This window comes from Nonomuraea sp. NPDC049784 (genome assembly GCF_040659615.1).
GTDB lineage: Bacteria > Actinomycetota > Actinomycetes > Streptosporangiales > Streptosporangiaceae > Nonomuraea.
The window spans coordinates 1-13,923 of sequence record NZ_JBFAMX010000262.1 but is presented as its reverse complement, the minus strand read 5'-3'; the positions used below and the strand labels follow the sequence as shown (position 1 = coordinate 13,923).

Below are 13,923 nucleotides of genomic sequence, written 5' to 3'. Positions count from 1 at the left end.
GGACGGCCGCGACCTGCGGGGCCGCGGCGCGGCCAGGTCGAACAGGTGCGCCCGCTCGGCCTCGCTCAGGTCGAGCGCCCTGGCCAGCGACTCGATCACGGACGTGGACGGCTGGGCGGTGCGCCCCTGCTCGAGTCGTACGAGGTATTCGACGCTGATGCCCGCCAGCTCGGCCAGCTCCTCGCGGCGCAGCCCGCGCACCCGCCTGCGCGGCCCGCTCGCCAGCCCCACGTCCTCGGGCGTGACCTCGTTCCTGCGGGCCTGGAGAAACGCCCCGAGTTCCCGGTTCATGTGGATAAGTCTGCCGGGCCGGAACACGTCGAGCCTGCCACTCCGAGTACCTGGATAGCCAGGACCGTGGTGGGCATGCTGCCTTCATGTGCCATTCCACCGACAGCAGGCCGCCCGCCCCGCCGATCCAGGGCGAGGTGGCCTCTCATGAGCAGATTGAGCTGACCGCCGCCGACGGCAACCGTTTCCTCGCCTACCGGGCCGAGCCCGCCGAGCCCAACGGGCGCAGCGTGGTGATCCTGCCTGACGTGCGCGGGCTGCACCCGTACTACCGCGACCTCGCCGTGCGCTTCGCCGAGGCGGGCTTCCGTACGATCGCGATCGACTACTTCGGCCGGACAGCAGGCCTCGGCGATCGGGGCGACGACTTCGACTACATGACGCACGTCAAGCGGCTCAAGAGCGACCACGTGCGGGCCGACGCGAAGGCGGCCACCGACGCCCTGGACGGGCCGGTCTTCACGGTCGGCTTCTGCATGGGCGGCGCCCAGTCGTGGCGGCAGGCGTACGAGGGGAACGGCCTGGCGGGCGGCATCGGCTTCTACGGCGCGCTGCGCGCCATCGGCGAGCCGAAGACCGGGCCCGGCGCGCCCCTCCTGATGCTGCTGGCCGGCGCGGACACGGCCACCACGCCCGAGCAGTTCGCGGTTTTCGAGGACGCGCTCGACCAGGTCGGCACGGAGCACGAGAAGGTCGTCTACGACGGCGCGCCCCACTCGTTCTTCGACCGCTCGTACGCCGAGTGGGCGGACGCCTGCCAGGACGCCTGGCGCCGCATCCTGTCGTTCACCGAAAGCCACTCATCCTAGGTAGGCGGCCCTTACGACCGGGTCCTCCCTGATCTCCCCCGGCGTGCCGGTGGCGATCACCTTGCCCAGGTCCAGCACGACGATCCGGTCGCAGGTGTCCATCACGAAGCTCATGTCGTGCTCGACCAGCAGCACGGTCGTGTCCAGCGCCTTGACGACCTCTCCCAGGCGGGCCGTCTGGGAGGCGTCCAGGCCCGAGGTGGGCTCGTCCAGCAGCAGCAGGCGGGGCCGGTCGGCGAGGGCCCTGGCCAGCTCGACGAGCCGGCGCTGCCCGACGGGGAGCGCGGCGGCGTACGCGTCGCGCAGCGCGGTGAGCCCGCACAGCTCCAGCACCTCACTCACGCGCTCGCCGCGCTCCCGCTCGAGCCGCCGCCGGGCGGGCCAGCCGACGAGGTCGGCGGCGAGCCCGCCACCGCCGCCGTGCCAGTCCAGCGCGGCCAGCACGTTGTCCGCGACGGTGAGCCGTCCGAAAACCTGGGTCCGCTGGAACGTGCGCCGCACCCCGGCTCTGGCCCGCCCGACCGGGGAGACGCCGGTCAGGTCCCGGCCCGCCACGCTGACGCGTCCTTCGCTCGGCCTGCGCAGCCCGGACACCACGTCGAACAGCGTCGTCTTCCCCGCACCGTTCGGCCCTATGACGCCGCAGACCTGACGCTCTGCAGCCTCGAACGACGCCTGGTCCAGCGCCTTGACCCCGCCGAACGCCACCGACACGCCCTCCACGGCCAGCATGTCACCGCACTCCCAGGTAGGCGGCGGTCAGCCGCTCGCTGTCCACGTCCGAGCGCGGCCCCGCCCAGGTGACACGGCCCAGCCGCATGAACGCCACCCGGTCGGCGATGGCCAGCGCCTCGGTGGCCTTCTCCTCGATCAGCAGCAGCGCCACCCCACGCTCACGCAGCTCGGCGAAGACGTCGAACACCTGCCGCACCACCATCGGCGCCAGCCCCAGCGACGGCTCGTCCGCGATCAGCACCCGCGGCGGCCGGACCAGCGCCGGGGCCAGCGTGAGCAGTTGCTGCTCGCCGCCGGACAGGGCCCCGGCGAGCACGGTACGGCGCTCGGCGAGTTGGGGCAGGCGCTCGTAGACGGGATCGGGATCGGGCAGCCAGGTCCGCAGGTTCTCCTCCACCGTGAGGCCGGGGAACACGCCCCTGCCCTCGGGCGCGAGCAGGATGCCCGCCCGTGCCCTGCGGTGGGCGGGCCAGGCCGTGACGTCCTCGCCGCCCAGCAGGATCCTGCCGCTGGTGACGGGCAGGTCTCCGGCGGCCGCCGCGCAGGTCGTGGACTTGCCCGCGCCGTTCGCGCCGAGCAGCGCGACCACCTCGCCGGGGTTGACGGCCAGGTCCACGCCGCGCAGCACGGTGCAGTCCGCGTAACCGGCGACGACGCCCTCCAGCCTGAACAGCGGCCCGTCCACCCGGGCCGGCGGGAGAGACGGTGCCGGCTCCGTAGAGGTGTGGGGGCGGTGGCGGAGTTCGGCGAGCTGGGTGAGCACCCCGTCGGGATGCTTGGCCAGGATCACCCCGCCGGCCCCGAACAGGATGGCCCCGACGTGCGCGGACACGCCCCAGGTGGCGAGCAGCTCGGGCACGATCACCGCGATCATGCCGCCGAGCACCGCGCCGCCGATGCGGCGCACACCCTGGAGCACGACCACGGCCAGCCACACGAACCCGGAGAACGCGGGGAGGTCGGTCGCGGTAATCGACCCCTTGGAGACGGCGAACAGTACCCCGCCCAGCCCGGCGATCGCCGAGGCCAGCGCGAACAGCATGATCTTGGTACGGGGCGCCGACAGCCCGGACGTGGTGGCTGCGGCGGGGGCCGACCGGACCGCCAGGATCGCCCGCCCGGATGCTGATTTTTCGAGATTCCGTACGAGCAGAGCGACCCCCGCGATCAGCACGAGCAGCACCACCACCCGCACCCGGGCATCCGAGGTGTCCGCGAAGCCGAGCCCGAGCGCGGGCAGCGGCCAGCCGATGGTCCCGTTGCTGAACGCGTCCACCTGGAACAGCACCTGGTCGGCCAGCAGCGCCATGGCCAGCGTCGCGAGCGTCAGCACCCGCCCGCCCAGCCGCAGCGCGGGCAGTGCCACCAGCATCCCCGCGGCGGCCGCCGCCACCACGCCCAGCAGGATCGCCGCGAAGAACGGCAGCCCAGACGAGAACGCCCACCCGCAGGTCAACGCCGCCATCGAGGCGAAGGCGGCCTGGGCCAGGTTCACCATGCCGCCGATACCGGTCACCACCACGAACGAGCAGAAGATCAGCGCCAGCACCAGCCCCTGCGCCGCCACGCCCACGTAGTACTCGGACGCGAGGAAGGTGAACGCCAGGAGCGCGGCCAGGCCCAGCGCCCAGGGCAGCCGCCGTCGCCAGGGCGGCAGCCCCGCCAGGTGGTCGGGCGGTGGCGCGTCCTCGGCCGCGCTGCCCGCGACCCGCTCACGCGATCTGTTCAGCAGGACCAGTCCCGCGAACAACAGGATGACCGGCACGGCCGTGCGCAGCCCTGTGACCTCTTCGAGGAAGTCGGTGTACCCGGCGACGAGATTCTGGATCACGCCGAGCGCGAGCCCGGCCGCGAACGTCCACGGGATCGACCGCAGCCGCCCGAACACCGCCGCCGTGGCCGAGGCGAACAGCAGCACCGTGTACGCCGTGGCGTCCAGCCCCAGCACAGACACGGCCAGCACCCCGGCGAGCCCGGCCAGTCCCGAGCCGAGCATCCAGGCCAGCGCCGAGGTGGCGTCCGCGTCGATGCCCCGGAGCGTGGCCAGGCGGCGCCGGTCGACGGCGGCCCGCATGCGCAGCCCGTACGGGGAATGCCGCATGAACGCCCACAGCCCGGCCGCCGCCACCGCCGAGAAGCCGAACGTGATGAGCTGGTCGGTGTCCAGCCGGGCGCCCAGCACGTCGATGGAGAGCGCGGGGTGTGGCCCGATGCCGCGCGGCAACGAGGTCGCGTCCGCGCTCGGCAGCCCGGCCAGGTCCACGACCAGCAGGCCCAGCGCGGGCAGCGCGATCGTCAGACCGATCGTGGCGACGATCTGCGCGGTCTCGCCCGCCTGCGCGAGCCCGCCGAACATGGTCTTGTGCAGCGCGTACCCGAGTGCGGGCGCGAACAGCGCCACCGACACGAGGGCGGACAGCCACGCGGGCAGCCCGGCCGCCGCGTTCAGCTCGTAGAACAGCAGGGCGGTCAGGAAGCCGATGGCGCCGTGGGCGAAGTTGAACACCCCGGTCGCCGCGTACGAGAGCGTCAGGCCCGATCCCATGACCGCGAAGATCGCCCCGGTGACCAGGCCGCTGAGCACGTAGCCGAGGATCATTTGAGCGGCACGTTGTCGAAGCACTTCATGCTCTTGGCCACCTGGAAGGCGCCGTTCTCCAGCTTGACCAGGGCGCCGCAGCCGTTCGGCTCGCTGTGGTCCTTGGGGTACTGGATCCTGCCGAACCCGGCGTTCTCATAGAGGTAGTCGCCGTTGCCGGTGGCCAGGAACTTCTCGCGGGTGAGGTCCTTGCCGGTCTTGTCCAGCATGTCGAGGAAGATGTCGGCGGACCAGTAGCCGATCGCCATGTGCTGGGTGAGCACGGCGCCCGGCGACACCTTCTCGACGTCCTGCTTGAACTGGGCGATCTCCGGGGCGGTGGACTCGAACGGCTCGAACATCGGCGCCGCGATCACGCCCTCCAGGGCCTGCGCGCTGGCCTGGTCCTTGAGTATGGCGGCGTCGTAGCTCGTCGCGTCCGTGAGCGCGCCCTTGTACCCGGCCCGCTTGAGTGCCGAGTACAGGCCGACGTTGAACTTGGTGCCGGCGATCACGGAGACCACGACGTCGGGGGCCTTGCCGCCGTTCGAGGTCATGATCTTGTTGACGTACGGGAGCCAGTCGGGGGGCGGTGCGGCGGCCGGGAGGCCGGAGTTCACGCCGACCAGCTTGAACCCGGCGGCGGTGAACGACTGGGAGATCGTGGTGCCGCCGTACTTGCTGCCGCTGGAATCGGAGGTCTGCACGTAGACGGTCTTGCCGGCCGCGCCGCCGAGCAGGTCGGCCATCTGCCTGCCCCACCACGTCTGCGAGCCCGCCCCCTGCTTGGGCGACGAGGCAGCCGTTGTAGCCGAAACCGGTCTTGGTGCCGCACCACTGCGGGCCGGTCGCCCAGCCGAACCACGGCACGCCCTGCTGCTCGAGGAAGGCGGCGCCGCCGAAGTTCGGGGCGTGCACGGGAACGAGGGCGAACACCTGGTCCTTCTGCACCAGCTTCTTCGCCGCCGCGTCGCCCTTGGCCGCGTCCTGACCGTCGTCCTCGGCTCCGACGAACTCGATCTTGCGCCCGTGCACACCGCCCTCGGCGTTGGCCCGCTCGAACCTGGCCTTCGCCCCGATCTCGGCGTCCTTGGTGGAGTAGCCGCTGGCGCTGGTCTTGGTCAGGACGCCGCCGACCTTGACGGTCGTCTCGGTCACGCCTGGCGCGGCCCTGCCGTCTTCTGGGCCGTCCTGGCCGGTCGGGCTCTTCTGCTGGGCCGCGCACCCGGAGACGAGCAACGTTACTGTGAGTGCCGCCGCGACCCGCCGTACCATCCTGGCCTCCTGTGATTTGGCCTAGCGCTCGCTTGGTTTTGTGCCGAGCGTAAATTCGGCTCGGTGGGGTGTCAACGGGGGCGCCCGAGCAACCGCTTGCTCGCAATCACGAGGCCGGGTTACCGTGTGGCGCATGCTGATGCGCGCGGCCGTGCTGACCAGGTTCCACGCCCCCATGGAGATCCGCGAGGTCGAGATCGCCGACCCCGGCCCCGGCGAGGTCCGCGTGCAGATCAAGGCGTCCGGCGTGTGCGGCTCCGATCTCAAGGCCATCGACGGCAAAAGCCCTGTGGTGAGCAGGCTGCCGTTCATCCTGGGGCACGAGAGCGCGGGGGTGGTGGAGAGCGTCGGCGCGGGCGTCACCGGCGTCCGGCCCGGCGACCACGTCATCATCTCGATGAACGGCCCCTGCGGGCGGTGCCGCCACTGCGGGGCGGGCCGGTTCCACCTGTGCTCGGGGCCCGCCAGGCTGCAGGCCATCATGGGCGGATCCCCCAGGATCACCCTGGACGGAGAGGAGACGCGCCGGTTCATCGGCATCGGGTCGTTCGCCGAGTACGCGGTCGTCGCCGAAACCATGTGCGTGAAGGTCGCGAAGAGCGCGACCTTGGACGCCCTGTGCCTGCTGGCCTGCGGCGTCGTCACCGGCGTCGGCGCCGTCATGAACGTCGCCAAGGTCCCGCCCGGCGCCAGCGTCCTCGTCGTGGGCTGCGGGGGCGTAGGACTCAACGTCATCCAGGGCGCGGTGCTCGCGGGCGCCACCACGATCGTGGCCGCGGACGTGGCAGAGCAGAAGCTCAAGCTGGCCGAGCGCTTCGGCGCCACCCACACGATCCTCGCGGACGACCTTCCGCGGCAGGTGGACGAGGTGGTGAAGGGCGGCGTCGACTACGCCTTCGACGCCACGGGCGCCCCCGGCGTCCTGTCCGCGGCCTTCGCCGCGACCCAGCCCGGCGGCACCACGGTCATGGTGGGCAGCCCTCCCCAGGGCAAGCCGGTGGAGCTGGACCCCGGCCTGCTGTTCTCCTCGCGCCGCCTCATGGGCACCCAGGGCGGCGACGCCGCGCCCCAGCGCGACCTGCCCATGCTGGCCGGCCAGTACCTGCGCGGCCGCCTCGACCTCAACGGCCTCATCTCGGAACGCCTGCCGCTCGACCAGATCAACGAGGCGGTCGCCCACGTCAGAGAGGGCTCGGTCGCCCGTACGGTCATCACCTTCTGATCCGGTTTGCGATAGAGCAGGCTAAAGAAGGTCTTTGCCGAACGCGGCCTCCTCCCGGTCGAGAACTGACGCGTCGCCACTGGACGTGCCGCCGGGACAGGTCTATTCGGTGGAGGATGACACAGACCAGGTTCGCCGTCTCCATCCCGCAGCAAGTGGCCGACGGCACGTTCGACCCCGGCGCGTTCCGCGACTACCTGCGGCGGGCCGAGGAGCTCGGGTTCCACAGCGCGTGGACCCGGGAGAGCGTGCTGGCGCCGTCGCCGCTGCCCATGCTCAGCCCCATGGAGACCATGACGTACGCCGCCGCCTGCACCGAGCGGCTACGCATCGGCTGCGCGGTCTTCATCAGCGTGGTGCACAGCCCACTCCACCTCGCCAAGAGCATCAGCACCCTGGACCAGCTCAGCCGGGGCCGCCTGGAGGTGGGCTTCGGGCTTGGCAGCCGGGACAACCTCCCCAATTTCGGCATTTCTCCGGACGGGCTGGTCTCCCGGTTCACCGAGGGCATCGAGCTGATGAAGACCTGCTGGACGGAGTCCAAGGTGGCCTTCGACGGGCGGTTCTGGCACGTGGACGCCGCCATGGAGCCCAAGCCGTACCAGAAGCCGCATCCGCCCGTCTGGATCGGCGGCCACAAGCCCGCCGCGGTCCGGCGCGCGGTCCACCACGGCGACGGCTTCTTCGGCGCGGGCGGCTCCACGACGGCCGCGTTCGCCGAGCAGGTGGGGATCGTCAAGGACGAGCTCGCGCGGACCGGTCGCGACCCCGGAAGCTTCGGGATCGCCAAGCGCGTCTACGTCTCGGTCGGGGACGAGCAGCGGATCTCGGGGCTGCTGGAGCGCATGTACGGCGACGCGAGCATCGCCGTCGAGGGACCGCCGGAGACGTGCGTACGCGGGCTGCGCGAGGTCATCCAGGCCGGGGCCGACCTGGTCCTGCTGGACTCGATGTTCGACGAGCCGGAGCAGCTGGAGCTCCTCGCCACTCAGGTGCTGCCCGAGCTGCGAGGAAATGAGGGATGACGCCATTACTCTGAGTAGCTGACGATCTCGGAGAGGAGACGCGGAGTGCGGATCCGGCGGGCCGCCATGGCCACCCTGCTCGCGGCCCTGGCCGGCCTGGCGCCCGCTCAGGCCGCGCGGGCCGCGAGCCTGTACGACTTCGGCGGCCAGAACGTGATCATCTGGAGCGAGCCCCGGGCCGGCTCCACCCGCGTCGGCCTCGGTCTGCCCGGCCAGGGCTTCCAGTCGGACCGTTCGAAGGAGGGCGAGCTCTACCGCTGCGACTGCTTCGACAGCACCCTGTGGCACCACGGCCGCAACACGACCACCGGCGCCGTCGGCTGGGTCGCCGCCTGCGACCTCGTCGACACCGACTGAGGCCCCTAAACCCCCAGCTTGACGGGCTCGGGGTGCTGAGGCGCGGGGCCGTCCTCCTCGTGACCCTCCACCGAGAGGTTCGGCAGCAGGCGGTCCAGCCAGCGCGGGCACCACCAGTTGAGCCGCCCCAGCAGCACCATCGTGGCCGGCACCAGGAACCCCCTGATGATCGTGGCGTCCACCGCGATGGCCACCGCCAGCCCCACCCCGAACGTCTTCACCATCGGGTCCGGGTACGCGATGAACGCCACGAACACGGCCACCATGATCAGAGCGGCCGACGTGATGACCCGGCCCGTCGAGCCCAGCCCCTCCGCGACCGCCCGCGCGTTGTCCCCATGCCGGTGGTACGCCTGCCGCACCGCCGTCAGCAGGAACACCTCGTAGTCCATCGAGAGCCCGAACAGCACCGCGAACAGCATCAGCGGCACATAACTCTCGATCGGCACCGAGAAGAAGATCGCCTGCAGGGACGAGGAGCCGGCGGGAGCATCCATGCCCACCAGGCGGCTGCCCAGGCCGATCGAGAACACCAGGGCCAGCGCGCCGAAGGCGGCGCCGAGCGAGATGAGGTTCATCACCGCGGCCTTCACCGCGACGACAGGGGCGCGGAAGGCGAGCAGCAGGAGCAGGGCGCTCAGCAGCACCACCACGCCGATGACCAGCGGGGTGCGCTCGGCCATCCGGGTGCCCGCGTCGGTCATCGCCGCCACCTTGCCGCCCACGTGCACGCTGATCCCGGGCAGCGATATGGCCCTGATGTCCTTGACCACGTCGGACGCCCGCGTGTCGCTGGGAGCGTAGTCGGTGACGACCTGGAGCATGACCGAGCGGCCCGAGGAGTTGACCTTGGGGGTGGCCACGTGCGCGACGCCGTCGACGTCCTGCACCTCGCGGGCGACCTGGTCCACGATGGGATCCTTCGGGTCGGCCACCTGGGAGGGCAGCTCTGCGACCACGATCAGCGGGCCGTTGGCGCCGGGGCCGAAGCCGGTGGCCATCAGCTCGTAGGCGCGCCTGGGCTCCGAGCCCTGCGTGCCGTACCCGTCGTCGAGCGGCCCGAGCTTCAGCGCGAGCGCCGGAGCGGCCACCACGCCCAGCACGATCACACTGCCGGCCAGCACCCGCCACGGCCGGCGCGCCACCCACGACCCCAGGCCCGCCCATCCGGAGCCCGACGAGCCGCCGCCGCGCAGGAAAGGCACCTTGAGTGCGTTGATCCGGTGGCCGAGCAGCCCGAGCAGGGCGGGGACGAGCGTGACCGAGGTCAGCACGGCGGCGATGACGGAGATGCCGGTGATCCAGCCGAGCGTCGCCAGCAGCGGGAACCCGCCCAGCATGAGCGCGCTCAGCGCGATGATCACCGTGCCGCCCGCGAACACCACTGCCCCGCCCGAGCTCGCCACGGTACGCCGCACGGACTCCACGACCGGCACCCTGTCCGCCAGCATCCGCCGGTGCCTGGACAGCAGGAACAGCGCGTAGTCGATGCCCACGCCCAGGCCGATCATCGTGGCCATGATGCCAGCCTGCTTGGGCACGTCCAGCACGTGCCCAAGCAGCCCGATCACGCCGAGCCCCGACGCGACGCTGACCAGGGCCGTGAAGATCGGCACCAGCGCCGCAACCAGCGTCCCGAACGCGAACACCAGCACCAGCAGCGCGCACACCACGCCGATGATCTCGCTGGGCCCGGTCCTGATCTCCTTGTCGGCGGGCGTGGAGCTGTCGGCCGCCACCACCTCGATCCCGGCGGCCCTCGCGGGGTCGGCCGCCTTCGACAGCGCGCGGGTGTTCTCGGCGGGCTTGGTGCTGTCGTGACCCTGCATGCGGATGGCGATGAGCCCGATCTGCAGGCTGGAGGAGATGCCGCCGCGCCGGAACGGAGTGTCCACCTCCACGACGTGCGGCATGGTCCGCAGCCGCGCCAGGGCGTCCTCCACGGCCTGCTTGCGCCGCTTCTCGATGAGCGGCCCGTCGGCGGAGTAGAGGACGAGCTGCACCGTGCCGCCGGTGCCGTAGCCCGGCCCGAAGCCGGTCTTCATGAGATCGTGCGCCCGCTGCGCATCGGTGCCGGGAATCGTCACGTCGTTGCTGACCGGGCTGCCGAGCACGAGGCTCCCGCCCATCAGCGCCGCCGCCACGACCACCCATAACGCCAGCACCAGCCGCCCGTGCCGCGCACACCAGCCGCCCAGCCGCCCAAGAAACCGCGTCATCGCCCAAGGCCCTCTCGACGACCGTCCTGTACGCTCGTACAGGGCTACGATAAAGCAGGAAATATCCGGAGGGGATGGATCGCACGGAAATGAGACGATGACCACACCCGACGACACCCGGTCCCGGATCCTGGCGGCGGCCAGGGAGTTGTTCGCGCAGCGCGGTTACGCGGGCACGTCCCTGGCCGACATCGCCGCGGCCGTTGGGCTTACCAAGACCGCCGTCGCCTACCACTTCCATCCCAAGGACCGCCTGGCCACCGAGCTGCTCGCCCCGGCGGCCGACGACATGCTGACGCTGCTCGGCACCGACTTCCCGAGCAGGGAGGCGTTCGTCGACGCGCTGGTGACGTTCGCGGTGCGCTACCGCTCGGTGATCCGCCTCTTCATGGAGGACCTGGCCGCCGACGACCCCGGCTCGCCGGACTCGGAGCGCGCGACGGTCAGGACTTTCAGGGACGAGATCTTCGCCAGGCTCGCAGGCGACGACCCCGATCCGGAGACCGAGCTGAAGAGCTGGGCCCTGCTCGGCGCGCTGCAGTGGGGCGCGGTCAAGACGATGGACCTGCCGGAGAAGCAGGTCCGCGACGTGCTGCTGGAAGCCTGCCGCGCCTTCTAGCACCGCCACGACCGTCTGCCTGGACAGGCCGGCGATGCGGGCCAGCGTGGCCACGCGCTCGCGGCGCAGGGCCCTGAGCGTGACCGAGGGTTTAGCATCGGGCCGACATACGTGAATTGGTTACATATATGGAGGCGCAATGGTCACTCTCGCCGTCGTGGGCGCGGGTTCGCGGGGGGCCGCCTACGCCCGCCACGCCGTCGAGACCGGCCAGGCGCGGGTGGTCGCGGTGGCCGATCCGCTGGACGCCCGTCGCGACAAGTTCCCGGGGGCGGAGCAGTACGCGGACTGGCGCGAGCTGGCCGCGCGGCCCCGCCTGGCTGACGCGGTGATCATCGCCACCCAGGACAGAGACCACGTCGAGCCCGCCGTGCGCTTCGCCGAGCTGGGCTACGACATCCTGCTGGAGAAGCCCATGGCGGTCTCCGAGGAGGACTGCCGGCGGATCGTGGCAGCGGCCGAGCGCTCCGACGCCGTCTTCGCCGTCTGCCACGTGCTGCGGTACACGCCCTACACGCGGGCGCTGAAGGCGCTGCTGGACGAGGGCAGGATCGGTGAGATCGTCAGCATCCAGCATCTGGAGCCGGTCGGGTGGTGGCACCAGGCGCACTCGTACGTGCGGGGCAACTGGCGGCGGGCCGACGAGTCCACGTTCATGCTGCTCGCCAAGTCCTGCCACGACCTCGACTGGCTGGTGCACCTCACCGGCAAGCAGGTCACGCGCGTGTCGTCGTTCGGCGGGCTCAAGCACTTCCGCCCGGAGAACCGCCCGGAGGGCGCGGCCGACCGCTGCCTGGACTGCCAGGTCGAGGAGACGTGCCCTTACTCGGCCAGGCGCATCTACCTCCCGCTGGCCGGACGCGAGGTGTGGCCGCTGTCGGTGCTCACCGAGGACGTCTCCGAGGCGGGCGTGCTCGAGGCGCTCAGGACGGGCCCTTACGGCAGGTGCGTGTACGCCTGCGACAACGACGTGGTGGACCACCAGGTCGTGAACATGGAGTTCGAGGGCGGCACGACCGCGTCGTTCACCATGACGGCCTTCACCCCGGCGCTCCACCGGCAGACCCGGATCTTCGGCACCCGCGGCTGGATCGAGGGCGACGGCGACCGCCTGACCGTCTTCGACTTCGTCACTCGCCGTTCCGAGACCGTCGAGACCCGCCCGACCGGGGACGGGACGGCCGGGGGCGGCCACGGGGGCGGTGACGAGGCGCTGGTCGACGCGTTCCTGGCCGCGGTCGCCACCAGGGACCGCTCCTCGATCCTCTCCTCGCCGGGGGCGAGCCTGCACAGCCATCTCATAGCCTGGGCCGCCGAGAGGTCGCGGCTGCACGGCGAGACCGTCACCGTTCGCTGAGTACCGGCTTCTCAGCGACTCGCCCGTTACCAGGCGAAGGTCCCCGCCTGGGAGTCTCCGGCCGCTCCCGGCGACGGTCCGTTTCACGTGCGAGGCGGGATCGATCGCGGCGTCGCTGTCGCGATCGAGATGGCGCAGAGGTGGAGTGGCCGGGACGGCGGGTGGGGTCACTCGCCGGGGACCTGGCCCGTCGGAGTCTCCGGCGGCTCGTTGGGGTCGGGGCCCGACTGGGCCGCCAGGCCGACCACGATCACGACGGCGGTCCCCGGCTCGGCGCACGTGCCCGGCTGGACGGTCTGGCTGAGGACCGTGCCCACCCGGGACTCGTCGTCAACCACCTGACCCCTCGACCGTACGGTGAAGCCCGCCCCGGCCAGGGCCTTCCGGCCGTCCTCCAAGGACTGGCCGACGACCGAGGGCACTTTGGCGCCGTTGCGGGCCACCGTGAGCGCCACCGGAGTGCCGCCCGTGACGCGGCTGCCCGCCTTGGGCCGTGTGGAGAGCACCTGGCCGTCCGGCTGGTCGGTGCAGGAGCGGGTGACGGTTCCGACCGCCAGGCCCGCGCCGGTCAGCCGGGCCTCGGCGGCCTTGAGTTGCAGGCCCGTGACCCCCGGCACGGGCAGCCCCGCCGACACCTGAATGGAGACCGTGCTGCCCTTGGCCACCGTCGTGCCCGGAGCGGGCTCGGCGGCGAGGACCCGGCCGATCTTCTGGGGTGAGTCGAGCTGGGTGACGGTGCCCAGGACCAGCCCGGCCCGCTTCAGTGCCTTCGTCGCCGCGTCCTTGTCCAGTCCCGTCAAGGACGGGATCGGGACGGTGACCGGAAGTGCCGCAGCTGGGCCGGCGGTGGGCTTGCGCTCCTGCTGCGTTCTCTCGGGCTTGAGCGGGGATGACGTGTCCGCCGGAGGACGGGACTTCACCGGGTCGGACTGCGGGGAGACCGTCGGGCCGGCCGCCTGGGACGGCTGGACGACGTCGCTCTTGTTCATCGCGGGGATGAGGGCCGTGACCAGGACCGCGGCCGTGACGAGCAGGGCCGCGCAGACCGCGATGACCGCCCTCGGCCAGCCGCGGCTCGACGTCAGTGGAGCGTTCCGGGAGGTCGACGGCTCCATCGTGCTCGGGCCGGAGGGCGGGCCGCCGCCTTCCTGAGTCCCGGGTAACCGGTATCCGCCGGGCGTCCCCGTCGCCTCGGGCTGGGCCATCGGCGGCCGTGGCCCGGTGGTCGCCGAGCGCTGCTCGGGCACCAGCGGCGGCGGCGTGACCCGCAGGATGTGAGCCGGAGGCGAGTCCAGCACCTCGGCCGGCACCGCGTCCGACTCCCCCAACAACTCGAACAGCAGCTCTCTGCTGGTGGGCCGGTTCCGCGCGTCCTTGTCCAGGCACGCATCGACCAGCGTCCGCAGCCGCCCGTCCAGGCGCCCCAGCTCGGGCGG

Annotated in this window: 11 protein-coding genes and 2 pseudogenes; 6 read left to right on the top strand and 7 right to left on the bottom strand. The window is 71.7% G+C overall.

Annotated elements, in window-relative coordinates; genetic code table 11:
- Positions 1 to 291: helix-turn-helix transcriptional regulator (locus AB0J09_RS37115; RefSeq protein WP_360701470.1), on the bottom strand; the 291-nt coding region annotated here is incomplete at its 3' end.
- An 86-nt stretch (positions 292 to 377) separates the two neighbouring features.
- On the opposite strand from AB0J09_RS37115, the gene AB0J09_RS37110 reads away from it, so the two are divergent.
- On the top strand, positions 378 to 1,100 hold the full coding sequence (locus AB0J09_RS37110; RefSeq protein WP_360701467.1) for a dienelactone hydrolase family protein: 723 nt from the start codon (positions 378 to 380) through the stop codon (positions 1,098 to 1,100).
- Here AB0J09_RS37110 and AB0J09_RS37105 read toward each other — a convergent pair.
- The 4 genes and pseudogenes from AB0J09_RS37105 to AB0J09_RS37090 form a co-directional block, all read right to left on the bottom strand.
- Positions 1,092 to 1,832: an ABC transporter ATP-binding protein gene (locus AB0J09_RS37105; RefSeq protein WP_360701465.1), complete on the bottom strand. Its 741-nt coding sequence runs from the start codon at positions 1,830 to 1,832 to the stop codon at positions 1,092 to 1,094. The two genes, AB0J09_RS37110 and AB0J09_RS37105, sit on opposite strands and share 9 nt — an antisense overlap.
- A gap of 1 nt (position 1,833) precedes the next feature.
- Positions 1,834 to 4,434: an ATP-binding cassette domain-containing protein gene (locus AB0J09_RS37100; protein WP_360701462.1), complete on the bottom strand. Its 2,601-nt coding sequence runs from the start codon at positions 4,432 to 4,434 to the stop codon at positions 1,834 to 1,836.
- Positions 4,431 to 5,165 (bottom strand): annotated as a pseudogene (locus AB0J09_RS37095) (ABC transporter substrate-binding protein); the annotation flags it as partial. The gene AB0J09_RS37100 and the pseudogene AB0J09_RS37095, both read right to left, overlap by 4 nt.
- A 52-nt stretch (positions 5,166 to 5,217) precedes the next feature.
- Positions 5,218 to 5,688: pseudogene (locus tag AB0J09_RS37090) on the bottom strand (ABC transporter substrate-binding protein); the annotation flags it as partial.
- 133 nt (positions 5,689 to 5,821) lie between these two features.
- Between AB0J09_RS37090 and AB0J09_RS37085 the strand changes: the two are divergent.
- The 3 genes from AB0J09_RS37085 (at position 5,822) to AB0J09_RS37075 (ending at position 8,292) form a co-directional block, all read left to right on the top strand.
- Positions 5,822 to 6,910 (top strand): alcohol dehydrogenase catalytic domain-containing protein, encoded by a 1,089-nt coding sequence (locus AB0J09_RS37085; RefSeq protein WP_360701460.1) that lies wholly within the window; start codon positions 5,822 to 5,824, stop codon positions 6,908 to 6,910.
- Positions 6,911 to 7,026: 116 nt separating this feature from the next.
- Positions 7,027 to 7,935, top strand: a complete 909-nt coding sequence (locus tag AB0J09_RS37080; protein ID WP_360701457.1) for an LLM class flavin-dependent oxidoreductase — start codon at positions 7,027 to 7,029, stop codon at positions 7,933 to 7,935.
- A 45-nt stretch (positions 7,936 to 7,980) separates the two neighbouring features.
- Complete coding sequence (locus AB0J09_RS37075; RefSeq protein ID WP_360701454.1) at positions 7,981 to 8,292, top strand: hypothetical protein; 312 nt, start codon at positions 7,981 to 7,983, stop codon at positions 8,290 to 8,292.
- A 5-nt stretch (positions 8,293 to 8,297) separates the two neighbouring features.
- On the opposite strand, the gene AB0J09_RS37070 is transcribed toward AB0J09_RS37075, so the two are convergent.
- Positions 8,298 to 10,511, bottom strand: coding sequence for an MMPL family transporter (locus AB0J09_RS37070; protein WP_360701452.1), 2,214 nt, complete (start codon positions 10,509 to 10,511; stop codon positions 8,298 to 8,300).
- Between the two features lie 97 nt (positions 10,512 to 10,608).
- Between AB0J09_RS37070 and AB0J09_RS37065 the strand changes: the two genes are divergently transcribed.
- Together AB0J09_RS37065 and AB0J09_RS37060 are read left to right on the top strand one after the other, a co-directional pair.
- Positions 10,609 to 11,130, top strand: coding sequence for a helix-turn-helix domain-containing protein (locus tag AB0J09_RS37065; RefSeq protein ID WP_360701449.1), 522 nt, complete (start codon positions 10,609 to 10,611; stop codon positions 11,128 to 11,130).
- A gap of 139 nt (positions 11,131 to 11,269) precedes the next feature.
- Complete coding sequence (locus tag AB0J09_RS37060) at positions 11,270 to 12,487, top strand: Gfo/Idh/MocA family oxidoreductase (protein WP_360701447.1); 1,218 nt, start codon at positions 11,270 to 11,272, stop codon at positions 12,485 to 12,487.
- 167 nt (positions 12,488 to 12,654) lie between these two features.
- On the opposite strand, the gene AB0J09_RS37055 is transcribed toward AB0J09_RS37060, so the two are convergent.
- Positions 12,655 to 13,923: PASTA domain-containing protein (locus AB0J09_RS37055; RefSeq protein WP_360701444.1), on the bottom strand; the 1,269-nt coding region annotated here is incomplete at its 5' end.